We start from the raw sequence: 24,647 nt of genomic DNA, 5'->3' as shown, positions 1-24,647 counted from the left end.
AGCTGAGGTTTTTCCATCGAGATTTGACCCATGTTGGAACCTTTTCCCCGCGATGAGAGCGGGAGAGAACGGAGTGATCAGCATGGAGTTATTGAGCGTCATCCGGCGCTGGCGCCATCGGGACCATTTCTCGATCCGGGAGATCTCGCGGCGCACAGGTCTGTCGAGGAACACGGTCCGCAAGTATCTGCGCGCGGACAGCGTGGAGCCCCGGTTCAACGTCCCCGAGCGCGCAAGCAAGCTCGATCCTTACGCCGACAAGCTATCCCACATGCTCCGGCTGGAGGCGGGCAGATCCCGCAAGCAGAAGCGGACGATCCGGCAGTTGCACGCCGATCTGGTCGCGCTCGGGTATGAAGGCTCCTACAACCGCGTGGCGGCGTTCGCACGCGAGTGGAAGGCCGCCCGGCAGAGGGAGCAGCAGACCAGCAGTCGCGGCGCCTACGTGCCCCTGGCGTTCCAGCCAGGCGAGGCCTTCCAGTTCGACTGGTCGGAGGACTGGGCGATCATCGGCGGTGAGCGGACCAAGCTGCAGGTCGCCCACTTCAAGCTCTCCTGCAGCCGCGCCTTCATCCTGCGGGCCTATCCGCAGCAAACCCACGAGATGCTGTTCGACGCCCACAACCATGCCTTCCGGGTCTTCGGCGGCGTTCCGCAGCGGGGCATCTACGACAACATGCGCACCGCCGTCGACAAGGTCGGTCGGGGCAAGCAGCGCCAGGTCAACGCCCGCTTCTCGGCGATGGTCAGCCACTTCATGTTCGAGGCCGAGTTCTGCAATCCCGCATCAGGCTGGGAGAAAGGCCAGATCGAGAAGAACGTTCAGGACGCCAGGCATCGGCTCTGGCAGCCCATGCCGAACTTTGCATCGTTGGCGGCGCTCAACGACTGGCTTGAGAGACGATGCCGGGAGCTCTGGACCGAGATTCCGCATGGCGTCCGGCCCGGCTCCATCGCCGACGCATGGGCTGAAGAAGCCCCGCGCCTGATGGAGATGACCCGGCCCTTCGACGGCTTCGTCGAATACGTCAAGCGCGTCTCGCCGACCTGCCTCGTTCATCTGGAACGCAATCGCTACAGCGCGCCAGCTTCCTTCGCCAACCGGCCCGTCAGCCTGCGCGTCTATCCCGAGCGGATCGCCGTCGTCGCAGAGGGGCGGGTCATCTGCGAGCATCGACGCGTCTTCGCCCGCTCCCATAACCGTCAGAGCACGACGGTCTACGACTGGCGGCATTACCTCGCCGTCCTGCAGCGCAAGCCGGGAGCCCTGCGCAACGGCGCCCCCTTCGCCGAACTGCCGCCTGCGTTCCGCTCCCTGCAACAGCGCCTGCTCAAGACGCCCGGCGGCGATCGGGAGATGGTCGAGATCCTGGCCCTGGTCCTGCAGCATGACGAGCAGGCCGTGCTCGCCGCCGTCGAACTGGCCATCGAGGCGGGCGCGCCCACCAAGACCCATATCCTGAACCTGCTGCACCGCCTGGTGGACGGCAAACCGCTCGACCCGCCTGCCGTTCCGGCGCCCAAGGCCCTGACGCTGACGAGCGAGCCGCAGGCCGACGTCGAGCGATATGACGCCCTGCGTCAGACTGGGGAGGCGCGCCATGCGTCATAATCCCGCCAGCGGCGCCGTCGTCATCATGTTGCGCAGCCTCAAGATGCACGGCATGGCCCAGGCCGTCGCCGAGCTGACCGAGCAAGGCTCTCCCGCCTTCGAGGCGGCGCTGCCGGTCCTGTTGCAACTCCTCAAGGCGGAGACGGCTGACAGGGAGGTTCGCTCAACGGCTTACCAGCTCAAGGCGGCGCGCTTCCCAACCTACCGCGACCTGACCGGCTTCGACTTCGCCAGCAGCGAGGTCAACGAGGCGCTCGTGCGCCAGCTGCATCGCTGCGAGTTCCTCGAAGACGCTCACAACGTCGTCCTCGTGGGCGGCCCCGGTACAGGCAAGACGCATATCGCCACCGCGCTCGGCGTGCAGGCCATTGAGCATCATCGTAAGCGCGTCCGGTTCTTCTCCACCATCGAGCTCGTCAACGCCCTCGAACAGGAGAAGCTTCAGGGCAAGGCCGGGCAGATCGCAGCGCGCCTCTGCCACTCCGATCTCGTCATCCTGGACGAACTCGGCTACCTGCCGTTCAGCGCCTCGGGCGGCGCCTTGCTCTTCCACCTGCTGAGCAAGCTCTACGAGCGGACGAGCGTGGTCATCACGACCAATCTGAGCTTCGGCGAATGGGCCAGCGTCTTCGGCGACGCCAAGATGACCGCCGCTCTCCTCGACCGGCTCACCCACCGATGCCACATCGTCGAGACAGGAAACGACAGCTTCCGCTTCAAGACCAGTTCCGCGAAACCGCCAAAACCCGCAAAGGAGAAAGCGCGCAACTTGACGACAACCTGACCCAGAACACATCATCAAGGCGGGTCACTTCTCGGTGGAAATCCCGGGTCAACTCTCAGTGGAAATCAACAACCAACTTCGATGCGAGCCTCATCGATGAGGCGCGTCCGCCATTATTCGCGCGATAATGCGTAACCACCATGCCGGTTGTCGTCGTTACGCATCTGTCTTTTGATTCAAATCCGTCAACGGTCACCGCCCGCCTTCGTCGCTCGCGTTTGGCTCGTTTCTGCACATTGTGCCTGAACTTTGCCGATCGCCGAGCTGCTGCCGCGAAGCGACAAGGGCCAGCCTTCTACATCCGGATCGATCCGCACCTCGCCGCGCTTGCCTTTCATAAGGGCATCCGCCAGATCGGATGAAAGCGGCCAGCGATAAAGATCGCGTTCGCCGCGTTCGGGCAGAATGAGCGGAAACTTGATCCCATCTATGATGATGCTGATGTCTTTGCCGACGGAGCGACCATGCTCCCAGGCCATCATTTCGAGGCTGAGCTTGCCCCGAGCCGGGCAACTGATAAGGACGCACAGATTATCGTGCTGCGGGCATTCGACGGTTGCCAGATAATTCGGATATCTGGCGCTTTGCCAGGCAACCGCGTTCGCAGGGTAAACAGCAATAGCGACGATACCTGCTGCTAGTATTCGCTGCATGTTTTTCATCATGGATGATCTTCGAGCTCCCGCTTCGCTGCCGCCTTCATTCCCAGCAACCCTAATCCCAGTCTACCACGGCACGGATATCGCCGCCTGCGACGGTGATCTGCGGGCGACGATCCGAACCTTGATTCCCGAAAATGCGGTTCCGGAAAAGCAAGTGATCGGCGCAGCGCAGGCGGTGCCATTTGAACTTTTCCTGCCGCGTATGAATGGGTCAACCGCTCCCAACACGCCCATTGCGAGAAAAGCTAGACCAGCATCTTTGTACTAGAACAAAACATATATATCTGATGCATGTAATCGTAGGCCGTCGCATGGCGGCGGTCCGCAAGAGTACCGATCACCGCTGTGAAAGACGCAAGATCAACCGTACCTTGGGAGACTTTACATGTCTGATCATAGCGAAACCGGGTATTTGACGGCGGAGGGGATGGATTATCCGGAACATGAACGAACGTATAAGGCCTTCATCAAATTAGGAACCATCTTCGCAGGTATCGCAGCCACCGTTGTCGCGCTGTTGGCAATTTTTCTTACCTGATGATCTGTTCGCCATTCCCGGATTGATAACACAGCGCCGCGCAACGGAGTATGTTCGCTGCCGGCGTTGGCTAATACGCGCTGGACTCTGAAATTCCGAGCAATGATACCGGCGCGCGACCTCGATAAAAGGTTCAATGATTGGCGCGTTGCCAGGCAACCGCGCTCGCAGCGTAAACGGCAATAGCGACGATGCCTGCTGCCGTCTTCATTCCCAGCAACCATAGATCACAGCCTATCACGGCGCGGGCAATCGGCTTGCATCCTGCGGGGCATTTTCGGCATGGCCGAAAACCGCCTATTGCAACGCCGCGCTTATGCAATTTTCCTGTCTCGCGTGATGGCCTTGAGCCATCGGGACGGGGAACATCGCCGTTCCGCCCTGCTGGACGGGTCGATCCGCCTCCGGCACGGATCGAACAGGGAACAGGCAGACGATTTTCATGGACAGAATTATCTCATTTTTGATATGATTGACCCATGTGGACCGTCGAGACCCTGAATGACACCGTCGATGAGGAAATTGCCGGACTGCCGAACGACCTGAAAGCCCGGCTGGTCCGGACGACCATGCTGATCGAAGCGGTCGGTCTGGAACGGCTGCCGCGCGACACGGTGAAGCATCTGGAAGGAAAGCTTTGGGAAATCCGCGTGAAGGCGGCGAGCGGCATATCCCGCGCGATCTACGTCACGGCCACCGGAAGGCGTGTCGTCATCGTCAGGGTTTTTGTCAAGAAGACGCAAAAGACGCCCAAACATGAACTAGAACTGGCCCGGATGCGGGCGAAGGAGGTCCAATGACCAAGATGAAAGACCTTCATGCAAAGTGGATGAAGGATGCGGACTACCGGAAGGAATATGACGCGCTTGAAGAAGAATTCGCGCTGGCGCAGGCCGTGATCGAAGCGCGGGTGAACGCAGGACTTACGCAAGAAGAACTGGCGCGGCGCATGGATACCTCGCAAAGCGCCATTGCCCGCCTTGAAAGCGGGCGCATGAAGCCGTCCGCGCGAACGCTGGAGCGTTTCGCCAAGGCGACGGGAACGCATCTGCGCATCACTTTCGAACCAATCGGCACGGCACCGTCCGCCCACTAGCCTCACGCGCCGCGCAGATCGCCAAGAATGGCGAGAATGTCTGCGTCGGCCTCGTGCCGCATCGGTGGTACAAGTTCGGCTTTTGCCAGCCAATCATATCTGTCCGGCTTCTCGCGCACGTCGCGGAGCACTCCGTTCATTTCCGGACGCTCCCAGAAATTCGGCATCTCGACCGTAAAGTACCCCTGATCGGGGGATTCCAGCAGCGCGCTTTCCCCGCCCGTCGCGAGGCGTATGTCTTCCACCTGGAGCAGCGGTCTTGATTGTTCGGAGAGATTGTCGCCGGAGCCGTTCACCTGGTTCTGGTTGACGTTGAATCCGCGCACCATGACAGAGGTGCGGCCCGACCGATGCTCGATGTCCTTGAGTGTTTCGGTATCCGGCAGCCCCCGGTAGAGGGTATGGGCGACCGCCTTGCGCCAGATACGCGCGAGTTCGCGCCCGTAGTGGTTTTCGATTTGGGCGGCGGCGTTCTGGAACACGCCGAGGAAATTGATCCCGCCCTGCCGGTAGAGAGTGAGGATTTCAGGGAAGTTGCTGACATAAAGCTGGCCCTATTCTTCGCCGACGACCAGCGCGCGCAGGGGGCCATGCGCGTCCGCAAAACGCTCGATCACAGCCGCCGCCATCGCACCTACGAAATTCCGGCTCGTGTCCGAGCAGGCCGACCCAATAATAAAGAGAGCGGTCTTCGCCCGTTTCATATCGGCGGGGTCGAAGCTGTTGCGCCCGAAAAAATCCCAAAGCCCGCCGACCGTGCAGGGCCAGCGTTCGGAAGGGTAAAGCGCCGTGATCTTGTTGTAGAGCGCGAAGGCGGTGCGCACGCCCTGGCCGATCCATTTGTGATGGGGGTTCGGATCGACCGGCACGAGATAGCTGGCGGCATCATAGGCCGCCTCCCACACCAGGGGCCGCAGCGCCGATTTGGAAGCGATTTCCAGAAGCCGCGTGTTGAAATTATAGCTTTCGGAAGGATAGCCGTAGAGCCTGCCGGGATTGATAAAACGCACACGGTAGCCCTGCCGCTCCAGCGTTTTCCACGACACCCAGGCAAGCTCGGCGTCCTTCGGATCGGTGATGATCTTGGTCAGATGCGCGGTGCGCGGCGACACCATATTGACGCCGAGGAATCTTGTGAGCTTGCCTTTCCCGGCCTGGGCGTCGATGGCGACAGGTTCGGTGCCGTCATAGATCAACGGCCTGCCGCACCTGCCGCGAAAGAAGCCGAGTTCGATGCCCCGGCGGATATGGGCATAGGACGGCACAAGGCCGTTCATAGCAGCCCCGCCTCGCGCAGCGCCCTTTCGTCGTTAAGCCTGGAATGGCCGAGCTGACCGCTGGGGTTTGCGTCCAGCATGGCGCGAAGCTGAGCCTCGGCCTGCGCTTCCGCCCGCGCGCGGGCAATGCGCGCTTGCGCGGCGTCTTCCCACGCAAGGCGCTGTTGATGATGGGATTCAAGCATCCAGAAGAACTGATAGACCTGCACCAGCCTGTTCATGAGGCGCGCTCCTCATCATCCCAGCTCGCAAACCGGAACGGCTCGGGCTCCGGTTCCGGCGCGGGCCGGTGCTCCCGTGCGGGAGGAAGCAGCACTTCCTGCCGGGGCGGCTGGTAGTCCGGCGGCAGTATCTCGATCAGGGGCTGGCCGTTTTCGTCATGCGTCGGGATACATTCCATGCCGAGCGATCCCATCGCATAACCGATGAAGAGATACACCCACAGATAATCCCAGTTTATCCGCAGGCCTGAAAAATAACCCAGCAGCAAAAGCGCATAAGGAAACATCCAGAACCCGTGCAGGCCCCGTTTGATGAAGCGCCGCGCTTCCTCCGGCATCACAACCTGGCCGAACGCCCGAACCGGGCGGTTCCAGGCGATCAGCGACAGGATCGTCAAGCCGACAGTCAGAACGGCAATACCGAGGATGATGACAAAGCCGACAACCAGGACGGCAGCATAAACCATCCCGCCGATCAGGGCGAACACCATGACGATTCCGGCCATCTCATCGTTGTTCTTCGAAGACATGGGCGATCTCCCTCTTATCGTTGAAGTCTGAGGCCGGAGCCTCTTCGGCTGGAAAGCGCGGCGCTGTCCGCACGGGCGCGCGCCATGCGCAGGTAGCGCCCGATATCCCTGCGCAGTTCGAGCAGGAGCGCGGCCTGCTGCGAGCGCATTTCCCTGACCTGTTTTTGCAGCACGGCCCGCTCATCGCGCTGGCGCTCGATCAGGCTCTCGCGTTCGCCCGCGTGTCGCTCCTGCGTGCGTTGCGCCTCCCGCTCATTCTCGGACCGGACTTGCTGGTATTTTCCGGTAATTCGATGCCAGAGGCCGCGCAGCCCTTTGGGAAGGCGCTCCGCTCGCGCGCGGGTTTCCTGGTGCCATTCGGTTTCCTGTGCTGCCCTTAGTTGGCCGCGTTCGGCGCGGTGGCGGTGCGTCATCTCCATCCTGCGCTGGCCGAGCGCGGCGGAACGCGTCTGAAACCGCGCCCTGGATTCCTCAATGTGGCGGCGGATGGCGGGCGTCATGCGCGCGCCGACCAACGCTTTTGTGGCCTCGACGGTTGGCAAGGCGGCGGCATCGCCGAGGCGGGCCGCAACCTCCTTGCCCTTCAGGTCGAGGCAGCGCGCCAGCGACCAGACTTCGCCATTATGATCCAGGACGACGAAACCCCGCCGGTCGCCGCGCGCGAGGAAGAAGCCGTGCTCTTCGAGGCTGCGCCCGAATGAGCGCTCGTTATCGGAGCGCGCCCAGCACTGTTGTAGCGTCGTCTTGAGCCAGCGCGGGTCGATATCCTGCCTCCTGGCCTGCTGCCATTCCGCAAGGCTGAGATTGGTGGGATTGCGTTCCGCCGCGTTTTCCAGCCCGCGCGGCATCTTCCACCCCTGTTCCAGATAGAGATCGCGTGACACGCCCATCAGCTTTTTGCTTGAAGAACGACATCTGGCGCGCCGTCATCGTTTCGGCGTCGATGCGCGACCACACGCAATGGGCATGACGCCTGCCTTCCTTCTCATGGAAGACGATGGCGCGGGGCTGGCCTTCAAGCTTGAGCTTTCCTTCGATCCGCTCGATGGCTTCTTCGAAGACTCCAACAGAAACACATTCGGCTTCCGGCGGATTCAGGCTAAGCGAGAACAGATACTGGCGGCATTTGGTGCCACGGCTGACGGCTTCCGCCTCCTTGAACGCGCCGTGCAGATCGTCCGAGGCAAAGCCGCGCAGATCGTGGACGAGCACATGCTCGTTATCGTCGGTGCGCAGCAGATGGGCGGCGAGGTTCTGGCCGCTGCCGCGCTGCGAGGCTTTCAGGATCATGACCGCTCCTCCGGCCTGAATCCCAGGGCGGTCAGAAGCAGGCGGCGCAAATCTCGGATATCGGCGAGCGCGGCCCGCAGGTCGGCCTCGGTTTCCGGTGTCAGCGGCAGCGAGCCGATGTTTGCGGCGTAGGCGAGCTGATTGAGATTGCTGGAAAGGTGAGAACGACCCAACAGCGCCAGAGCCTGCGCAAGCGCCTCCCTGTCCTTTATGGTGAGGACTTTCCGGCGCTTGCGCTCCACCGGCATCGTGCCCAGCACCCTGGCCCTGATATACGCCCCCAGCGGAGCGCCCGCAGCCTCAACAGCCAGGCGAGCACGTTCCTCCGGGCTCAGCCGGATGCTGAACGGCGGAAGGCGTTTTTTGGGCGGTGACGGTACGGCATTCTGACAACCGCCTTTGGTGGCCAGGATGGCCGCCCGTCGAAATCGGCGCTGAGGGACATAACGACAACCCCTACAGCGATAGCGGCGCAGGTCGCGCGAGCGACGTATCCTTAAGGACTTGCTCCCACTGGGCCAGTTCGGCGAATACCCGGTTCGATTCTTCACCGGATAGGCGCACCAGTCTCTGAACGACCAGTCGGATTTTGGAACTATACTCGAGCCTTTCCGCTTCTGACTGAATCAGAAGCAGGGCTCAATGATATTGTTCTGACTCGTTTTCTTCACGCGAACCGGATTCCCACTTCGCTCGAAAACGCGACAGGGTAAGTTTCATGCGTATCACAACAAAGACGTGTATATGCTGATCGGGCGCTTACCATCAGTTGGATTTGAGAGAAAGTGAGACCATGCCCGGCACTATGAAGGCGATCGTCCTCGCCAAGTTCGGCGGCTACGACGCTTTCGAGTTGCGCGATGTTTCCGTCCCGGCTGTCGGACCCCGGCAGGTCCGGGTGCGCGTTCACGCTACAGCCATCAATCCCCTGGACTACCAGATCCGGCGTGGTGACTACGCCGACTACGTGCCGCTTCCCGCCATCATCGGTCACGACGTTTCCGGCGTCGTGGAGGAGAAGGGTGGGTATGTGAGCGAGTTCGACATAGACGACGAGGTTTACTACACGCCAAAAATCTTCGGCGGCCCCGGCTCGTATGCGGAGCAGCATGTTGCCGATGTCGATCTGGTCGCCCGCAAGCCGCGCAACATCAACCACTTGGAGGCTGCCAGCCTGACGCTGGTTGGAGGTACGGTCTGGGAAGCTCTGGTGGCCCGTGCCCAGCTTGCCGTTCACGAGACCATACTGATCCACGGCGGGGCCGGCGGTGTGGGTACGGTGGCGATCCAGCTTGCCAAGGCGATGGGCGCGCGGGTCATCACGACGGCGCGCTCCGGCAACCATGAATTCGTGCGTTCGCTCGGAGCGGACGAGGTCATCGACCACACCTCCGATGACTACGTTTCAGCCGTGGCGGACCTGACGCAGGGGCAAGGGGTCAACGTCGTATTCGATACCATCGGCGGCGACACCCTGACGAGAAGCGCCCTCGCCCTCGCGGATGCCGGACGGGTGGTCAGCATTGTCGACATCGCACAGCCGCAGAACCTGATCGAGGCCTGGGGAAAGAACGCCGCCTACCATTTCGTGTTCACCCGTCAGAATCGAGGCAAGCTCGACGCGCTGACAAGCCTTATTGAACGCGGCCTGATCAAGCCGGTGATCGGCGCGGTGCTTCCTCTGGCCCGCATCGGCGAAGCGCATGAATTGCTCGAAGGCGGAAGCTCCCGTGGGCTTCGAGGCAAAGTGGCGATCGATGTTGCGGGGCAGACTGTCGAGCTTCCCGCGCGGCAATAAATACATCGATAAAGCTGTTTGAAACTCACGATCGAAACCGCTCCGAACTTCGTCTCAAGCACGATCGACTCGTCGTAGCGGAATGCGGCGACGAACCGGCATCGCCGCCGCAAACACTGTCCGCTACCAGCGATAGCTCACCTGGCCGATCACGGTGCGCACGCGCCCGACGTTACACTGGCCGATAAAGGCACACCCCGCGACATACTGCGTGTCGAACAGGTTGGTGACGTTGAGGGAAAAACGCCAGCTGTCGATGTCATAACGGGCCATCGCATCCACCACCGTATAGGCGGGAGCATAGAACGTATTCATGAAGTCGCCTGCGCTCGCCCCCACATACCGCACGCCTCCGCCAAAGGTAAGACCGTTCAGCGCGCCGTCGTGGATGGTGTAATTGGCCCAGACCGATGCAAGATGTTGAGGGGTTCGGATCGGTCGTTTGCCCAGGTCGGCGTCATTGCTCCCGGTCACCTTGGCGTCGTTATAGGCGTAGGCGCCCGTAAGGCTCAGGCCGCTGGTGAGGCTGGTAACGGCCTCGAACTCGAAACCCCGCGATGTGACCTCGCCGATCTGAATGCTGAAGAACGGGTGCGCCGGATCCTGGGTCAGGACGTTCTGACGCCTCAGATCATAAATGGCGGCTGTAATCCGCAGATTCATATCATGCGGCTGGTATTTGACGCCTGCCTCGTACTGCGTTCCGCTCTCCGGCTTGAACGGTGTCCGATCGAACATGGTTCCGGAAACCGGCAGGAAGGACTCGGAGTAGCTGATGTAGGGGACCACTCCGTTGTCGAACTCATAACCAAGACCTCCGCGCTTGGTGAAGGCCTGGCTGTTCTGAGTGGTGGTCGTGTTGCCGAAGAAGTCCACCGTCGTGGAACCTGCCCAATCATATCGGCCGCCGAGAGTGAGGATCCAGCGATCGAACTTGATCTGGTCCTGGAGATAGACGCCGGGGAAATTCTCGTTCTGCCGGGATCCGTAATTGTCGGCCGGAATGACAACAGGCTGGCCGTAGACGGGAGCATAGACATCGATCGGTCCTGCCGTCCCTCCCCACCCTCCTCCATTGTTGTATCGACGCCATCGATAGTCGACGCCGAACAGCATCGTGTGGCGAAAGATGCCTGTCGTGGCTTTAACCTCGGCCTGATTGTCGACGGCGAAAGTATCCCAGCTTGAACGATCAGCGCTCGTGGCGCGGTTGAGCGTACGAAGATCGGCCTGAAGCCCGTTCGGGGTGACGTTCTGAGAGTTCCAGATCTCCCGAGCGTACTGAAGATTCTGCCGGAAGACGACGTTATCGTGAGCACGGTGTTGGAGATTATATCCAGCAACAGCCCGCTCCGTTATATTGTAATCAATGTTTGGCTCGCCGATGTAGCGCGTGACCGGGATTCGCCCGTTGGGATTCGGCAGCGCGGTTCCCTGCGCCGGGAGGCCGTAATTCCATCTGCCTTTGTCTTTCTGATAGAGGCTGAACGCGTTGAGTTCGGTCACGTCCGTCGGACGCCACGTCACCGCGCCTGAAACGAACGCGCGTTGATCGTTCGAGAAATCAATGCCGTTGCCGCCTTCCCGCAACAGGCCGGTGAAGCGATACAGCAGCCTCTTGTCCTCGGTCGCCGGACCACTGAAGTCGAAGGCGCCGGCTTTATAGTCGAAGCTGCCGCCCCGTAACTGGACTTCGTGAACGGGTCCTTCCGTTGGGCGCTTGGTCACCATGCCGATCACACCGCCGGGATTATTCTGTCCGTAAAGAACCGAGGCTGGCCCGCGCATCACCTCGACACGCTCCAGCCCGTAAGGCTCGATATCGCCGTTGCTGATCGTGCGCAGCCCGTTCAGATACATTGATCCGTAAAACGGAATGGAGCTGAAGCCCCGAATTTGAAACGTCGGCGCGCTGCTCTGCTGCCCGCTGCTCTCGGAAAAAACACCCGCCGTATACCTCAGTGTCTCGTTCAACGACTGAACTTGCTGCGCCTCCATCTGGTCGCGCGTGACGACAGAGATCGACTGCGGCACCTCGATGATCGGGGTGTCGGTTTTAGTAGCAGTGGCGCTGCGGCTCGCGACAAAGCCGTTCACCGGACCCCATGCGGTCTCGCCCTGCACGTCGATGGTGTCGAGCGAGATCGCGCCGGCGGGCGCTGCACCAGCGGCACCGCCCGCCGCGGACGGGTTGACGATCTGCACCGTGCGCGCATTGGTGAATCGCGCTGTCAGTCCGGTGCCCGCAAGCAACCGGTTGACGCCCTCGCGCACCGTGAACGTTCCCGAGACGCCTGACGTGCGCGCGCCACGCGGCACCGCGCCGTCGAAAACAAGATCGATTCCAGCCGCGCGCGAGAACGCCACGATGGCGGTGGACAGGGACTGCGGTGGAATGGCGAATGTGACCGGCTGTTGAAGGGCGCCCGCCGGGGGCGCTGATGGCGACGCGGTTTGCGCGAATACGGCCTGCGGCGGCAGCAACAAGGCGGCGAGCGATATCGACGCCAGCAACCTTGTCAGCCTGATCGCCGCAACTCCCGAACCACTCCGCCCCGCCATCGTCCCCGCTCCCTGACCAAATGAGCGCCGGCCTGATTCCGCGCTCCTCACTCGTTCAGACGAAGCGATCCCGCCGATATCAGATGGGCCGGGATAAAATTTTGATCGACGTCCTCATGCCTCGAACACCAGCGTCAGATAGGGAGTGACGTTGACAAGCCGGATCGGGAGCGCGTCTTCGAGGGTGGCGAGAATATTCCCCGATTTCTGAAGATCGACGATCAGGGTGACCGGGCGGATCGCCAACGCCGATCCCATCACCATCAGCCTGCCCTGCCGCCAGCGATTCAGCGACGCGACCACCCGCCCGAACGGCTGCGAGACGAAAATCAGGCGGCCGTCGCGCCAGCCAAGCGCCGAAGCCGGATCGATCGCCTGAGGCTCGCCGATGCTTTCGCGATCGTAGGTCAGTTGCGATCCGGCATCGAGCCGCGCACCATCCGCGCCGACGCGGATATCGACAGCGTGTTGGGCGACCGTGACGCGCACGTCGTCATCGGAAACATAGTCGACGTTGAATGCGGTTCCCGCGGCCATCGTGCGGCCCGCCGCCGCCTCGACCACGAACGGGCGCGAAGTATCGGGCGCAACCGAGAAATAAGCCTCTCCCCGATGCAGCGTGACAAGACGCAGTCGCGAACTGAAATCGATGGACAACGCCGTCGCGCCAGCCATGTCCACGCTTGAATCGTCGGCGAGCCTGACCGTCCTGCGCTCGCCGGCACTGGTGCGGTAGTCCGCGAACGGATGCTGCTGATAGGCCAACCAGCCGCCGCCACCGGCCATGGCGGCGATCATGCCCGCACCGAACGTTCGCCGCGTGACGGCGATCCGCTTCTCGCGGCGGCGCGATCTGACGACCGGAAGCTCCGAGGCTCCCGACCATAGACGTTCGATATCCGCATAGGCCGCGCGATGGCGTTCGTCCCGTCGCAGCCAGGCGCGGAAGGCAAGTTGATCCGACTTCGCGACCTGATCGGCGTGCATGGTCGTGAACCACCTCACGGCTTCCTGCGATATCGGATCGAGGCTGCCGCCGAAATTCTCGTCGTCGCTCCAATCGGGATCGGCCACCATCAGGCGGGCTCCTCTCGCGGACGGCCATGGATACGATCCAGAGCCGGCCAAGACCTAGAGCGTTTTCAAGCGAAGTGGACACCGGTTCGCGTGAAGAAAACGCGTCAAATCAATATTATAGAGTAGCGTTTCTAGAGGGGCGGCCGGTCAAATGGAATCAGCGCCGCCGCTCCAGTTAATTGATTGAGCATCGGATTTATCCCGAAACCGGTTCCCACTTTCGGGTCCGATGCTCTAGCTGCTCTTACTATCTGGAGACGATCAGGAGAGCCAAATATCCGACGGGCGCAGAAAATTATTCGTCGATCCAAGTTATTCCTGGACCCGATCGAGCGCGGCCTTGAGGTGCATCATGACCTTGAGCATATGGCTGAACGCCGTTTGCGCCGTAACGCCCATGGCCTGCCCGATCTCGGCGAACGTCTTGCCTTCAAGGCGCGCCAGAAACACCTCGCGCGGCCGCTCCGGCACTTGATCGAGAGCCGCCTGAACCAGCGCCAGTTCCTGACGCGACAGCACCGCCCGCTCCGGAGATGGCGCTTCATCGACGAGGCGGTTGAGAACGTCGTCGCTGTTATCGACGAGCGGCATCAACCGCTGTCTGCGCGCGAGATCGATCGACAGGTTGTTCGCGGTGCGGAAAATATAAGCCTGCACGTTGTCGACCGGCGCGGTCGGCTTCGCGGTCAGAAGTTTCAGGAAAGTCTCCTGCATCAGATCGGCGGCGGTATCGGCGGACGCACCCCGGCGTCGCAGGAAGCGCTTCAGCTCCTGGCTATGCCTCCGAAACAGATCCTGGACATCGAACGCCACGAATGAGCCCTCGGCCGAAAGGAAGCGCCAGCGCACCTTCACGCATGCCCCCCCCCGCGCACATCCTTATGAGAGCGTTAATTCCCATGCAATGTCATGTGTTTAGACTCCCTCTAAGGTTTGGAATGACCTGTGGGAATCCGCGGGATGCCAAGGTCGCATTCCAGCGCCTGCCGGTCCCACCCGGCCAGGTCCGCCGCCGCCTCATACGTCGATTGCAGGAACCTCGTAAGTTCACCTTCAGGATCGGCGCTGGTGCGCACCGCCTCATAAGGCAGCAAAAACTCTCCAAGCTTCTGGTCGAAGCGGGCCGCCGCCGGCTCGACGGGGCGGTCGGCGAAGCCATCGGGCGCCGGATAGGCGTAGGAGTAGAACATCGCCTCATCCACCCCGCCGCCGCCGGGCCAGAACCCGGCCGAGGATACTTCGTGGCTGTAGGCTTCCCGCGTAATCGAATCGGGAAGCGCCGGAATTCCACCCGGATGGCGCGGAGCCTTGCGGCCCGAGAAACGCGTCACAGCCAGATCGAACGAACCCCAGAACAGATGCACCGGCGAGACCTTGCCGAGATACCCGGTTCGAAAGCGCGCGAACACGCGATCGATCCGCACCAGCGCCCGATGGAAGCGCTCGACCGCCTTGCGGTCGTAAGGCCGCGGCGCGGTATCCCGCGCGAACGGCGTCGCATGGGGGATCTCGTTCGGAGCGCCATGAATGTCCATCCGCCCGCCAAGCCGTTCGACCAGCGCGATCGTGCGGCTGAGGAAGTCGGCTACGCTCATTGCCTCCAGCGGAAAGCTCTCACGCATGTCGACCGTTTCACCGATCAGCGCATGATCGTGGAAGTCAAAGGTCAAGGTGATGGCCGACCTGCCGTCAGGCACCATTCCCGTCGTCAGACCGCGCGGCGTTACATAGAGCGTGGCGTGCCAAGAGTGATTGACCCAGGGTGTATGCGCGAGCCGGTACTTGCCGACGATCTGAGTCCATAGATGAAGGGCGGAGCATGTTTCGGCCCAATCGCCATAGGGCAAGGCCGGCCAGTCCGATTCCTCCCCGTTCATCCGATCGGCTCCATGGCTTGCCGCGCAAGCGCTTGTTTCACGCCCTCGTCCGCTTCCATGCGCGCGCGAAACGCTTTCAGCGCCGGATAATCGCCGATCGACAGCGGCGTCTTCTCGATCCAGCGCGTCAGCACGTAAAGGAACGTGTCGGCGAAGGAACGCTGGCCGAGATACCATTCGCCGCCATTCTCGCTCAAAGTGCCATTCAACCGCTCGTAGTGACCGGCGAGTTTCTCATAGGTCTTGCGCTTGACCTCTTCCTGCGCCGCCGCGCTCTCGGCAAACTTCTGGGTGTTAAAATGGCCGCCGTAAGCCGCATGAACTTCCGACGTCATGTAGGCCAGCGCTTCGGCTTCCTTGCGGCCGAGCCGGCTGCCGGGAGCGTGACTTTCCTTGCCGTAGGTCGCGCCAAGCCAGGCGAGGATCGCCGCCGCCTCGGTCAGCACGTCCCCGTCTTCGAAACGCAGCGCCGGCACCTGTCCCCGAGGATTGATGGCGAGGTAGTATTCCTTTTTCTGGTCGCCATAAGGAATGTTGTGAATCTCGACCGGAGCATCGAGCCACGCGACGGCGATGTTCGGCGAAAGCGAACAAGTGCCAGGCATCGTGTAGAGGGTCGGCATCTGAGATTCTCCTTCAGTGCTGGGGTTCCGGATGCGCGAGCTACGCCAGTCGCGTCATATGCAGCGTCTCAAATTCCGGACGAGACCACCGTCCGAAAATCAACGACATCATCCATAGCGTTTTCGAGCGAAGTGGGATCCGTTCGCGTAAAGAAAACGCGTCAAAACATAAAAACAGAGTCCTTCACCGCTTCCACGAAGCGGTGAAGGACTCTGAGTTAAACACCACATCCATGTGAAAGAAAGATGGCCACATCTGATAAGGTGACGATGAGACGCTGAACCTTTGTACCCCTTATACCCCCAACTCCTTGTCCGCTAAAAAGCCACTGACCAGAAATCAAACACCCCCGGCAGATCGCTTCGCGTCATGCGGTCATGCTGACGAGCGCGTCCGAGGAGATCAGGAGCTTTCCACCCTCCACCTTCAGCGCGAAGGTGCGCACAGCCCCCTCATCAGCGCCCTGCGCCTTGCCTGTCTCCAGCGAGATCACCCAGCCATGCAGCGGGCAGGTGACGTGAGCGCCATGCACGATGCCCTGGCTCAGAGGGCCTCCCTTGTGTGGGCAGCGATCTTCGATGGCGAAGAAGCGATTCTCGACAGTGCGGAACACCGCAATCCGCCCTTGAGGCGTCGCCACGCAGCGCGCGCCGCGAAGCGGAATATCCGCCGTCTGGCCAATCGCAATCCAGTTCATAGCGCTCCCTCCGCCGCCACCGGAAAGCCGATGGTCGCCATCGGCCGGAATTCGTGCTTGTCCTTGCCGGACACGCGTTCAGACCACGGATCGACCTGCGCAAACTTCCGGCTGAAGGCGAAGCGATCGAAGTAAGCCTTGCGCTTCCGGGGATCCTCCAGAATCTGACGGCGGATTTCGTCGAGCCCGACGCGCTTCGCCCACTTGTAGATGCGCTCAAGATAATGAGCCTGCTCACGGTACATCTGAACGAGCGCCACGATATGCTCCAGCGCGTCATCCTCGGTTTTGACAAGTCCCAGAACCTCGGTGCCCTTGATATCGAGACCCGCCGCGCCGGCGAAATGAATCTCATAGCCGGAGTCGACACAGATCACGCCAACATCCTTGCACGTCGCCTCGGCGCAGTTGCGCGGACAACCCGAGACCGCCATCTTGACCTTGGCCGGAGTCCACGAACCCCACATGAATTTCTCGATGCGAATGCCGAGTCCGGTCGAATCCTGCGTGCCGAAGCGGCACCAGTCGGACCCGACGCAGGTTTTGACCGTGCGCAGACCCTTGGCATAGGCATGACCCGAGATGAAGCCGGCTTTGCCAAGATCGGCCCACACCGCGGGCAGATCTTCCTTCCTGACGCCCAGCATGTCGATGCGCTGGCCGCCCGTGACCTTCACGGAGGGAATGTGAAATTTATCGACCACGTCGGCGATGGCGCGCAGCTCCTTCGCGCTAGTGACGCCGCCCCACATGCGCGGCACGACCGAATAGGTGCCGTCCTTCTGAATGTTGGCGTGGACGCGCTCGTTGATGAAACGCGACTGGTAATCATCGGCATATTCGTCCGGCCAGTCGCAGACGAGATAGTAATTCAGCGCCGGCCGGCACTTCGCGCAGCCGCATGAGGTCTTCCATTCCAGCTCCTGCATCACGGCGGGAATGGTCTTCAGACCCTTCGCCTTGATCAGCCGGCGGACATCGCCATGTCCGAGCGTGGTGCAGCCACACACCGGCTGGACCGCGTCGGGATTGTACTTGTCCCCGAGCGTCAGTGTCATGAGCTGCTCGACGAGACCCGTGCAGGAGCCGCAGGAGGCGGACGCCTTGGTGTGGGCGCGCACGTCGTCGAGCGACGTCAGATCCCTGGCGATGATGGCCGAGACGATCGCGCCCTTGCAAACGCCGTTGCAGCCGCAAATCTCGGCATCATCCGGCAAGGCTGCGACCGCCGCCAGCGAGTCGAGGGACGCGCTTCCCTGACGGGATTGACCGAAGATCAGCGTCTCGCGCATCTCCGAGACATCCGTCCCCTTGCGCAGCATATCGAAGTACCAGGCGCCGTCCGTGGTCTCGCCGTAAAGCACCACGCCGACAACGCGGTTATCTTTCAGCACGAGCCGCTTGTAGATTCCCGCGCCCGAATTCCGCAGCACGACATCTTCCCGATCAGGCGCGTCGGCGAAGTCGCCCGCCGAGTAAAGGCTCACGCCGGTCACCTTCAGCTGGGTTGCTGTTTCGACGCTGCGGAACGTCGCTCCAACTCCTGTCAGAGTCTTCGCCGCGACCTTGGCCATGTCGTAGAGCGGCGCGACGAGGCCGTAGCAGATGCCGCCGTGCTCGCAGCACTCGCCGATGGCGAGAATGTCCGGATCGGAGGTCACCATCCGGTCGTCCACGACGATGCCGCGCTCGACATGGAGACCCGCATCGGTCGCGATCCGGGCTTCCGGACGAATGCCGGCCGCCATCACCACGATATCGGCCGGATAAAGGGTGCCGTCATCGAGCAGCACCGCTTCGGTGCGCCCCCGGCCGAGGATCGCGCTGGTCTGCGCCTTGCAATGAATTTTGATGCCGCGGCCCTCCAGTTCCTTCTGCAGGAGATAGCCCGCCGCCGCATCCAACTGACGCTCCATCAGATGGCCCATCAGATGCAGGACCACCACCTCCATGCCATGCAGCCTGAGCGCCGCCGCGGCTTCCAGTCCGAGCAGGCCGCCGCCGATGACGACAGCCCTGGCGTCCTTCTTCCTGGCGGCGGCGACCATCGCCTGAACGTCGTCATAGTCGCGAAACGCCATGACGCCCGGCAAATCCCGTCCGGCAACGGGGATCATGAAGGGAGCGGATCCGGTCGCGATCACAAGCTTGTCGTAAGGCGCCTCGCTTCCCGCCGAGTGCACCACCTTCGCGGCGCGATCGATGCGCGTCACCGTCTCGCCGAAGCGGCATTCGACCTGATGGGCGTCATACCAGGCCGCATCATGCGTGACGATCTGATCGAATGACTTCTCGCCCGCCAACACCGGCGACAGCATGATGCGGTTGTAGTTTCCGCGCGGCTCCGCGCCGAAAAGCGTAATGTCGAAACGTTCAGGGTCGGTTTCGAACAGATGCTCGAGCATGCGTCCGGAGGCCATGCCTGCGCCGACGATGACGAGCTTCTCTTTTTTGTTCATCTCGATCTTGCTCCGTCGTCTCAGATAGCGAGAGCCGTCGCCGATGATTACGCAAGACCTGTGCCAGAGCTGAAAATACGGCATGCCGCGATCAGAAGGCTGTCGCATCAATCGTTCGCGGGAATGAGCGAGCAGCACCGCTCGCTATGCAAGCAACCGGTGCTGAAAGTTTGTGCAACGCAACAGCAGCGGCGCTCCGAGGTCCGCGCAGCGCTCCGTCATGAGAGGATGATGTCCGACCGAAAGGGCCACGCCAGCGCGACCGGAGAGCCGGTTCGCGTCAAATCAAAATACGAGAGCCGCTGACGTACATTCAGAAGCAAAAAGACTTTAGGAACCAATCCAGAACGGAACCCATTGTCCCCGGCAACCTAAGGAGACTTCAAATGGCAAACCCGAATGAGAAGAATCAGGACGACCAGCGCAGGAAGCCGGGCGAACAGGGCGAAAGCGGCCGGAAGGCCGAGATCAAAAAGGCCGTCAAGGAAGATATGCCCGACAAAAATCCTCAGGGTCAGGAAAAAACCGGATATAGCGGCGGCACCTGACGGGGATCGCGTTAGTCGGCAAAGGGCCGCCCGGGATGGGCGGCCCGCTTGCGTCATCTGAAATTCCAGTGCGGGCCTTAACAGAATATCGCGCACGAGACGCCGACCCAACGGTTGGCAGACGGATCGCGCAAACTCCGTCCCGCAGCAACTATTGCGCGGGACAACTGCCGGGCAGTCTTGGATAGAAGCACTCCGTCTCGACCCCGTCTCGCGCATGGCTCGCGTTGTCCGGGACGATTTTGGTGTTGAGAAACCGCGTCGCGAAATCGCCAGTCGAGGGGAACGCGGCTGGCGTCGGGCGCGCCGCCTGCCCCTGGTCCTGCGCCTTGAACGTCGCTGGAAGCGTGAAAGCGAACCCGAAACATCCGGCCGCCGGACAATCGAGGTCCTTGACCGCCCAGGTCCGGCAAACGGCGTCCGCTTCCTTGGCCAGAGCCGGATCGGCCATGAGCAAAGGCTCCTTGCCTGGATCGGCGCTCGCCAGCTTCGAGCCGCAGCTTCCGTCCGCTTTCCAGCCGCAGAATGTCGCCGGGCCGCAAAGGCCGTTCTTCTGCTGTCGCGGATCAAGTTCGGATTGAGCGGCGAAATTGGTCTCGATCGTCAGCACGCCTTTGGAGACGCCTTTCACGGTGAACCACTTCCCCGCATTGGGCGCGGTGTCCGGGCTGAACTTGATCGGCGCGGTCGCCAGGCTTCCGCGCACGGGCTTCACTGTTGCCGTATCAAAACCCTCGCCGACATAGATCTGGTAGGTCTGGGCCGTGCCCGGCTTCGCATAGAGGAAGAACATGTAATAGGTCTGGCCGGGAGCGAAGACATTCACGTCCCGCGTCTGCGGCATTTTCGTATAGTTCTCCGTGTTCTGCGTGGTCTTGGAAATGGACGTGTCGACATAGTAGACACCGTTGTTCACGGTCAGCGTTTCGCGCTGATACATGTTCTGGCCGCCCATGCGCATGAAAGGCCAGCGGCAGGCGGGCGTATTGGCGTTGCCGGCGCAGCCGTTGGTCTGCCAGTGGCCGAGTTCGGTCGTGGTCAGATACTGACGGTAAAGCGGCACGCCGTAGCAGGCCCCGTTGGAGCACTCGCTCGACCACTCGCCTCCCTGACCGAGATCCGGCGTATCTCCGCAGCGGCCATAGGGTTTCAACGGATCCGGTGGATTCTTCTCCGAGCACCCCGGCGCGATCGCCGTGGCCACGTAGTCGTAGGGGCTTGTCTTTGCGGTGGATGGCGTTGAGGCGGGCGGCAGCGGCTTCTGCGGACATACCAGCGACGGGCCGACCCTCAGATTCGATTTACACTCGGACGTTTCAAGCTTGGCCGTGAAGAACTGATCCTCGTTGATCGACACAGTCTCGCCGCCGGGCTTCGAACTGATGAGTCCCGTCAGCGTCCCGTCGTCATCGGTAAGCTCGGTCTGGCGGTCGATCCCGCTCCAGCCGTCGAACATGTTGTCCGTCGAGCTGCAATAGAAATTCTTCACTGCGTTGGGGCCGGAAGTCGCCGTGAGATAAGTGCCGCCCTGACCGAAGTCCTTTTCCCCCGTCACGCCATCAGGCGCCTGAAACAACGGATCGAATACGAAATGACGAATGTCGACGTTGCTGAAAAAGAGATTCGCCGAGTGAAAAGCGGGCGGATAGAAAAAACCGTTGCTCTGTTTCCAGCCTATGGCCGCGTTCGGCAGATAGCATTGCCCGTTCAGTGGATCCTTGGTGACGCCGAGGACCACGCCCGAGCCATACATGCAGCCCGGATCGGTCTTCGATCCGCTCATGGGACAGTCTGATTTGGTGATGTCGAGATAGGCGTTGGACTCCTGATAGGCGGGACCATCGTAGATGTTGAACAGGCGCTGGCCCGAATCGAAATTGATCAGCGGAATGGAGACGCCCTCTTTCGCGCTGAGGCAATAATTGCTCGGCGAAACGCCCGCCACCTGCCAGTCGCACCGCAGTTTCGATCGCGCGTTGAAGGGCCCCGCGTCCAGCGCGAAGGCGTGAGCGTCGTCCTGCGGCTGGGAATGCCCGATGAAAACGTTCTTGCGCGCGAGCGCCCAATAGCCCTTGATCACCGACGCATGGGTATAATCGCCGCCGGTGATGAAAGTCAGGCCGCCGTTCTGAACATCCGACAGCACGCTGTTGACGACGAGATACCACTGATTGCGCAGCCAGATCGCCGCGACATTGTGCTGGGCCCAGTGGAACATCGACGTGAACTTGTCGATGACGGTCACCGCGCAATTCTCAGCATGACCCGGATCGCAAAATTTGACGCCCTCGCAATCGTAGGTACCATCGTCCTTTCTGATGCACGCCGTCGCGTGCCGGTTTCCGCCGACCGCATGCGGGTAATAATGATCGTCGGACTCGTTGTCGTTCGGATCCGGCGCAAGGCTGCGAACCGCGACCAGGGCATTGGCGGCGGCGGCGCCGTGCGCGGCATCCGCCGTCTTATCCTGCGCCGCACCGGACGCAGGCTTGAGGACGCCCGAACACTCAGGCGCGTCGCCGGTGGTCTGGAACGACATCATCGTCGATGTGGCAAAATTTCCGACGAAGGCCTTGAGCGGCGTGGAGCCTCGATAAGCGCCGTCCTTTTGCAGGCCGGCATAACCTGACCACTTCATGTGCCGCTGATCAGGGCTGTTATTCGAGGTCATCACATCAGGCCTGTCGCTGTTCCAGACCGGGACGAACCAGTAAGCCGATCCGCAGGCCGTCGCGCCGGCCGCCATATTGCCGATGAACTCATTCCAGCCGTTCGTGATCCAGAAGACCGACGGATAGGCCGAGTCAGTCAGGAACGGAAACTTCGGCGCGGGCTTCTTGTCTTCATTGGCGGCGAGGATCCCGGGTATCCGTCGCGGATTTTGTTCATTGGCGACCGCCGCGCGCGCGAGGATCCCCAGATTGCCGTAAATCCGGTTGTCGGTCTCGGTGCCGTCCTCGAGATAGAAGCCATGGCCGATCGACTTGTATCCGACGTTGCCGGCCAGCAAAACGCCTTGCGTCGAGTGCAGCACGATCCAGCGGGTCATCGATTCATTGATCGATGAATCCTGCACGTAGGTTCCTTCCGGCGTCTGGCGCGCCATATGGAAATGGACGGGATAATGTCCCATCCGCCCGCCCTGCCCGAGCTCCTTGAATTCGACTCCCTTGACGTGTGCCGCCTTGAACCCCTGGCGGAACACGACGTGACCGCCGAGCGAATAGCACGGCCCTTTTCCGTCCTGGGCGACACAGGGATTCTCGGGTGTCGAGGCCGGAAATTCCTCTCCCGGTTTGTCTCCTCCGGACACGATCCGGATGCTGCGATTCAGGATCGCGACGGCGGCACGGGTCTCGACGCCGTTCTTGACCAGATCGGGATCGAGATCGAGGCGTCCCTGCGACGGCGCCAGCTTGTCGGTGAGTGCGTAGCGTTCGCCGTTATGGCGCCACTGCGCGCCATGATCGACCCGGATCTTCGTGAGCCACCGCCCTTTCCCGTCCTCGCCCGTGCGGGCTTCCTTGACGACGAAGGTTTCGGAATGACCGGGCAGATAGTCGGTCGTCGTGACGACGATCTGATCGCCGGCTCCGACATGAAGATTTTCAGGCCTGAAATTGCTCGGACCGGCGACGACGAGCGGATCGTTCGGCCCGGCGCCGCCTCCCGCCGCGACCGAACCTTCCAGCCGTGTCCAGCTCGGATGGAGTTGCGGATTGGAGCAGCCCATCGAGTTGCATGAGCCCTTCGTGCCCCACAGATCAAGACTCCCGCCATAGGAAACGGCGAGAACCTTGTAGCCGAAATACCCGACCTGCTTGCCCTGACTGTCATCGCATGGCGATTTGCTCGACCAGACTGATCCGTCCGAGCACTTGCCGTCGCCGTGCAGCGGTCCGTAGCGGTAGAAGAAATCCGACACGCCGCCGGGCAGCGCGAGCTTCGTTTTGCCGTTGTCGCTCCAGGCGGACGCCGGAATACCGCAGGGGCCCGTATCGGCATTCTGCGCGGTCCGGCAAAGCGCGCCGAGCGCGGGGCCCCTGGCGTTGCGGTCCGCGCCGTAGAGATGGATCGTCAGGACGCCCCCGTAATTTCCGTAAGGTTGCCTCTGCGACCCGGCGACGACCGCGCCTCCGTTCTCGATCAGCATCGACTGAACCCAGAAGTGGGTGGTCGTGGGCTTGATCGTCTTGTCAAGCTCGTCGAACACGAGCTGGCCCTTGTCGAGAACGTTGACGTTCCCGAAGTAGTAGGTCTTGTCGGGTTTGACGTGGCACTCGCCGTTGACCACGAGGTCGGGCGGACTATTCGTGGACCCCGCAGGCGGCAGAAATCCGCTTGAGCATGTGATCGTGGTGTTTTGCTGCGCGTCGTTTCTGGCATCATCCGGCAAGGCCGGCGAGATCGAAATTCCGAGCAACAGAAGGGCGCCGCAAGGGCCTACGATATGCAGGCCAGCGGCCATGCGTGAGCCAACCCGATTGCCGTCGTGGTCGATAGGCATAGAGCACCCCCTGCCCTGCATAATCTGATCGCAGTCAATCCGAGCGATAATCAAGTCATCAGTATTCTCTCGCCTCTGGCGAGGCGTATCACTTCGTACGGGCGCAGGTTGTTACGCGGAGAGGCTTTGAGCCCGCCATGCGCATCCATCATTGGGAACAGATAACGGGAACATCCATAAGAGAAACGCAAACGACAAAGCAACCGGATTGTATGACGCGGCCCTCAAGACATGTTCGTATCTTCGAGAACATGGGTCTGAGAACATACCTAGAGCATTATCGCTTCTGATTGAATCAGAAGCGACGCTCTTATGATATTGATCTGACGCGTTTTCTTTACGCGAACCGGATTCCACTTCGCTTGAAAACGCTATAGCACGGCCTCGTGCAGGTGCGGACTGCCTCTGTGTTCGCGTGAAGAAAACGCGTCAAAACATAAAGAATAAAAACAACAGTCTTTCACCGCTTCCATGAAGCGGTGAGGCAC

23 protein-coding genes are annotated in these 24,647 nt (G+C 61.4%); 8 read left to right on the top strand and 15 right to left on the bottom strand.

The window, feature by feature from the left end; all coding sequences use genetic code 11:
- The first annotated feature begins 82 nt into the window (after positions 1 to 82).
- Entirely contained in the window at positions 83 to 1,612 is a 1,530-nt protein-coding gene (istA, locus tag ACMYR2_RS04920) for an IS21 family transposase (protein ID WP_416193341.1), read from the top strand.
- On the top strand, positions 1,602 to 2,396 hold the full coding sequence (gene istB, locus ACMYR2_RS04915) for an IS21-like element helper ATPase IstB (RefSeq protein WP_416193037.1): 795 nt from the start codon (positions 1,602 to 1,604) through the stop codon (positions 2,394 to 2,396). The genes istA and istB overlap by 11 nt, the downstream gene beginning before the upstream one ends.
- Positions 2,397 to 2,581: 185 nt before the next feature.
- On the opposite strand, the gene ACMYR2_RS04910 is transcribed toward istB, so the two are convergent.
- Positions 2,582 to 3,061 (bottom strand): hypothetical protein, encoded by a 480-nt coding sequence (locus ACMYR2_RS04910; protein ID WP_416193783.1) that lies wholly within the window; start codon positions 3,059 to 3,061, stop codon positions 2,582 to 2,584.
- Here ACMYR2_RS04910 and ACMYR2_RS04905 point away from each other — a divergent pair.
- The 4 genes from ACMYR2_RS04905 to ACMYR2_RS04890 all read left to right on the top strand — a co-directional run bounded on the left by ACMYR2_RS04905 (position 3,048) and on the right by ACMYR2_RS04890 (position 4,692).
- Complete coding sequence (locus ACMYR2_RS04905) at positions 3,048 to 3,326, top strand: hypothetical protein (protein ID WP_416193782.1); 279 nt, start codon at positions 3,048 to 3,050, stop codon at positions 3,324 to 3,326. The two genes, ACMYR2_RS04910 and ACMYR2_RS04905, sit on opposite strands and share 14 nt — an antisense overlap.
- Positions 3,327 to 3,443: 117 nt before the next feature.
- Complete coding sequence (locus ACMYR2_RS04900) at positions 3,444 to 3,596, top strand: aa3-type cytochrome c oxidase subunit IV (protein ID WP_416193781.1); 153 nt, start codon at positions 3,444 to 3,446, stop codon at positions 3,594 to 3,596.
- 479 nt (positions 3,597 to 4,075) lie between these two features.
- Positions 4,076 to 4,396 carry a type II toxin-antitoxin system RelE/ParE family toxin gene (locus ACMYR2_RS04895; RefSeq protein ID WP_416193780.1) on the top strand — a complete coding sequence of 107 codons (321 nt, stop codon included), beginning with the start codon at positions 4,076 to 4,078 and terminating at the stop codon, positions 4,394 to 4,396.
- On the top strand, positions 4,393 to 4,692 hold the full coding sequence (locus ACMYR2_RS04890) for a helix-turn-helix domain-containing protein (protein WP_416193779.1): 300 nt from the start codon (positions 4,393 to 4,395) through the stop codon (positions 4,690 to 4,692). The genes ACMYR2_RS04895 and ACMYR2_RS04890 overlap by 4 nt, the downstream gene beginning before the upstream one ends.
- A gap of 2 nt (positions 4,693 to 4,694) precedes the next feature.
- Here ACMYR2_RS04890 and ACMYR2_RS04885 read toward each other — a convergent pair whose 3' ends face one another.
- The 6 genes from ACMYR2_RS04885 to ACMYR2_RS04860 form a co-directional block, all read right to left on the bottom strand.
- Complete coding sequence (locus ACMYR2_RS04885) at positions 4,695 to 5,174, bottom strand: TraM recognition domain-containing protein (protein WP_416193778.1); 480 nt, start codon at positions 5,172 to 5,174, stop codon at positions 4,695 to 4,697.
- Positions 5,175 to 5,246: 72 nt separating this feature from the next.
- Positions 5,247 to 5,969, bottom strand: coding sequence for a hypothetical protein (locus ACMYR2_RS04880; RefSeq protein ID WP_416193777.1), 723 nt, complete (start codon positions 5,967 to 5,969; stop codon positions 5,247 to 5,249).
- Positions 5,966 to 6,190, bottom strand: coding sequence for a hypothetical protein (locus tag ACMYR2_RS04875; protein WP_347263745.1), 225 nt, complete (start codon positions 6,188 to 6,190; stop codon positions 5,966 to 5,968). Before ACMYR2_RS04875 ends, ACMYR2_RS04880 begins: the two co-directional genes overlap by 4 nt.
- Entirely contained in the window at positions 6,187 to 6,720 is a 534-nt protein-coding gene (locus ACMYR2_RS04870) for a hypothetical protein (RefSeq protein ID WP_347263744.1), read from the bottom strand. Before ACMYR2_RS04870 ends, ACMYR2_RS04875 begins: the two co-directional genes overlap by 4 nt.
- Before the next feature lie 708 nt (positions 6,721 to 7,428).
- Positions 7,429 to 8,010 (bottom strand): relaxase/mobilization nuclease domain-containing protein, encoded by a 582-nt coding sequence (locus ACMYR2_RS04865; protein ID WP_416193776.1) that lies wholly within the window; start codon positions 8,008 to 8,010, stop codon positions 7,429 to 7,431.
- Positions 8,007 to 8,258 (bottom strand): hypothetical protein, encoded by a 252-nt coding sequence (locus ACMYR2_RS04860; protein WP_416193775.1) that lies wholly within the window; start codon positions 8,256 to 8,258, stop codon positions 8,007 to 8,009. The genes ACMYR2_RS04865 and ACMYR2_RS04860 overlap by 4 nt, the downstream gene beginning before the upstream one ends.
- Before the next feature lie 545 nt (positions 8,259 to 8,803).
- Here ACMYR2_RS04860 and ACMYR2_RS04855 point away from each other — a divergent pair.
- Positions 8,804 to 9,808, top strand: coding sequence for a zinc-dependent alcohol dehydrogenase family protein (locus ACMYR2_RS04855; protein WP_416193774.1), 1,005 nt, complete (start codon positions 8,804 to 8,806; stop codon positions 9,806 to 9,808).
- Positions 9,809 to 9,931: 123 nt separating this feature from the next.
- On the opposite strand, the gene ACMYR2_RS04850 is transcribed toward ACMYR2_RS04855, so the two are convergent.
- The 7 genes from ACMYR2_RS04850 to nirB form a co-directional block, all read right to left on the bottom strand.
- A complete protein-coding gene (locus ACMYR2_RS04850; protein ID WP_416193773.1) occupies positions 9,932 to 12,370 on the bottom strand; it encodes a TonB-dependent siderophore receptor in 2,439 nt (812 codons plus the stop codon).
- A 114-nt stretch (positions 12,371 to 12,484) separates the two neighbouring features.
- Positions 12,485 to 13,447: a FecR family protein gene (locus ACMYR2_RS04845; protein ID WP_347263738.1), complete on the bottom strand. Its 963-nt coding sequence runs from the start codon at positions 13,445 to 13,447 to the stop codon at positions 12,485 to 12,487.
- 312 nt (positions 13,448 to 13,759) lie between these two features.
- Positions 13,760 to 14,302 (bottom strand): RNA polymerase sigma factor, encoded by a 543-nt coding sequence (locus ACMYR2_RS04840; RefSeq protein WP_347263737.1) that lies wholly within the window; start codon positions 14,300 to 14,302, stop codon positions 13,760 to 13,762.
- Positions 14,303 to 14,373: 71 nt separating this feature from the next.
- Complete coding sequence (locus ACMYR2_RS04835; RefSeq protein WP_347263736.1) at positions 14,374 to 15,324, bottom strand: DUF5996 family protein; 951 nt, start codon at positions 15,322 to 15,324, stop codon at positions 14,374 to 14,376.
- Positions 15,321 to 15,947 carry a glutathione S-transferase gene (locus tag ACMYR2_RS04830; RefSeq protein WP_347263735.1) on the bottom strand — a complete coding sequence of 209 codons (627 nt, stop codon included), beginning with the start codon at positions 15,945 to 15,947 and terminating at the stop codon, positions 15,321 to 15,323. The genes ACMYR2_RS04835 and ACMYR2_RS04830 overlap by 4 nt, the downstream gene beginning before the upstream one ends.
- A 368-nt stretch (positions 15,948 to 16,315) precedes the next feature.
- Complete coding sequence (nirD, locus tag ACMYR2_RS04825) at positions 16,316 to 16,645, bottom strand: nitrite reductase small subunit NirD (RefSeq protein ID WP_347263734.1); 330 nt, start codon at positions 16,643 to 16,645, stop codon at positions 16,316 to 16,318.
- Positions 16,642 to 19,104, bottom strand: a complete 2,463-nt coding sequence (gene nirB, locus ACMYR2_RS04820) for a nitrite reductase large subunit NirB (RefSeq protein WP_347263733.1) — start codon at positions 19,102 to 19,104, stop codon at positions 16,642 to 16,644. The genes nirD and nirB overlap by 4 nt, the downstream gene beginning before the upstream one ends.
- A gap of 386 nt (positions 19,105 to 19,490) precedes the next feature.
- On the opposite strand from nirB, the gene ACMYR2_RS04815 reads away from it, so the two are divergent.
- Positions 19,491 to 19,652, top strand: coding sequence for a hypothetical protein (locus ACMYR2_RS04815; RefSeq protein ID WP_416193772.1), 162 nt, complete (start codon positions 19,491 to 19,493; stop codon positions 19,650 to 19,652).
- 151 nt (positions 19,653 to 19,803) lie between these two features.
- Here the strand turns inward: ACMYR2_RS04815 and ACMYR2_RS04810 are convergent, their stop codons facing one another.
- A complete protein-coding gene (locus ACMYR2_RS04810) occupies positions 19,804 to 24,159 on the bottom strand; it encodes a hypothetical protein (protein WP_347263731.1) in 4,356 nt (1,451 codons plus the stop codon).
- Between the last annotated feature and the right edge of the window lie 488 nt (positions 24,160 to 24,647).

Origin of the sequence: Nitrobacter sp. TKz-YC01 (genome assembly GCF_047824785.1) — a bacterium.
GTDB lineage: Bacteria > Pseudomonadota > Alphaproteobacteria > Rhizobiales > Xanthobacteraceae > Nitrobacter.
Note: the sequence above shows the minus strand (reverse complement) of the source record. Positions and strands in the feature narration are given on the sequence as shown.

Coding starts and splice junctions, on each gene's coding strand:
- ACMYR2_RS04810 (WP_347263731.1), bottom strand. CDS start 24,159: ATGCCTATCGACCACGACGGCAATCGGGTTGGCTCACGCATGGCCGCT.
- ACMYR2_RS04910 (WP_416193783.1), bottom strand. CDS start 3,061: ATGATGAAAAACATGCAGCGAATACTAGCAGCAGGTATCGTCGCTATT.
- ACMYR2_RS04880 (WP_416193777.1), bottom strand. CDS start 5,969: ATGAACGGCCTTGTGCCGTCCTATGCCCATATCCGCCGGGGCATCGAA.
- ACMYR2_RS04830 (WP_347263735.1), bottom strand. CDS start 15,947: ATGCCGACCCTCTACACGATGCCTGGCACTTGTTCGCTTTCGCCGAAC.
- istB (WP_416193037.1), top strand. CDS start 1,602: ATGCGTCATAATCCCGCCAGCGGCGCCGTCGTCATCATGTTGCGCAGC.
- ACMYR2_RS04850 (WP_416193773.1), bottom strand. CDS start 12,370: ATGGCGGGGCGGAGTGGTTCGGGAGTTGCGGCGATCAGGCTGACAAGG.
- ACMYR2_RS04855 (WP_416193774.1), top strand. CDS start 8,804: ATGCCCGGCACTATGAAGGCGATCGTCCTCGCCAAGTTCGGCGGCTAC.
- ACMYR2_RS04865 (WP_416193776.1), bottom strand. CDS start 8,010: ATGATCCTGAAAGCCTCGCAGCGCGGCAGCGGCCAGAACCTCGCCGCC.
- ACMYR2_RS04845 (WP_347263738.1), bottom strand. CDS start 13,447: ATGGTGGCCGATCCCGATTGGAGCGACGACGAGAATTTCGGCGGCAGC.
- nirB (WP_347263733.1), bottom strand. CDS start 19,104: ATGAACAAAAAAGAGAAGCTCGTCATCGTCGGCGCAGGCATGGCCTCC.
- ACMYR2_RS04835 (WP_347263736.1), bottom strand. CDS start 15,324: ATGAACGGGGAGGAATCGGACTGGCCGGCCTTGCCCTATGGCGATTGG.
- ACMYR2_RS04875 (WP_347263745.1), bottom strand. CDS start 6,190: ATGAACAGGCTGGTGCAGGTCTATCAGTTCTTCTGGATGCTTGAATCC.
- ACMYR2_RS04895 (WP_416193780.1), top strand. CDS start 4,076: ATGTGGACCGTCGAGACCCTGAATGACACCGTCGATGAGGAAATTGCC.
- ACMYR2_RS04900 (WP_416193781.1), top strand. CDS start 3,444: ATGTCTGATCATAGCGAAACCGGGTATTTGACGGCGGAGGGGATGGAT.
- nirD (WP_347263734.1), bottom strand. CDS start 16,645: ATGAACTGGATTGCGATTGGCCAGACGGCGGATATTCCGCTTCGCGGC.
- istA (WP_416193341.1), top strand. CDS start 83: ATGGAGTTATTGAGCGTCATCCGGCGCTGGCGCCATCGGGACCATTTC.
- ACMYR2_RS04870 (WP_347263744.1), bottom strand. CDS start 6,720: ATGTCTTCGAAGAACAACGATGAGATGGCCGGAATCGTCATGGTGTTC.
- ACMYR2_RS04860 (WP_416193775.1), bottom strand. CDS start 8,258: ATGCCGGTGGAGCGCAAGCGCCGGAAAGTCCTCACCATAAAGGACAGG.
- ACMYR2_RS04890 (WP_416193779.1), top strand. CDS start 4,393: ATGACCAAGATGAAAGACCTTCATGCAAAGTGGATGAAGGATGCGGAC.
- ACMYR2_RS04905 (WP_416193782.1), top strand. CDS start 3,048: ATGTTTTTCATCATGGATGATCTTCGAGCTCCCGCTTCGCTGCCGCCT.
- ACMYR2_RS04815 (WP_416193772.1), top strand. CDS start 19,491: ATGGCAAACCCGAATGAGAAGAATCAGGACGACCAGCGCAGGAAGCCG.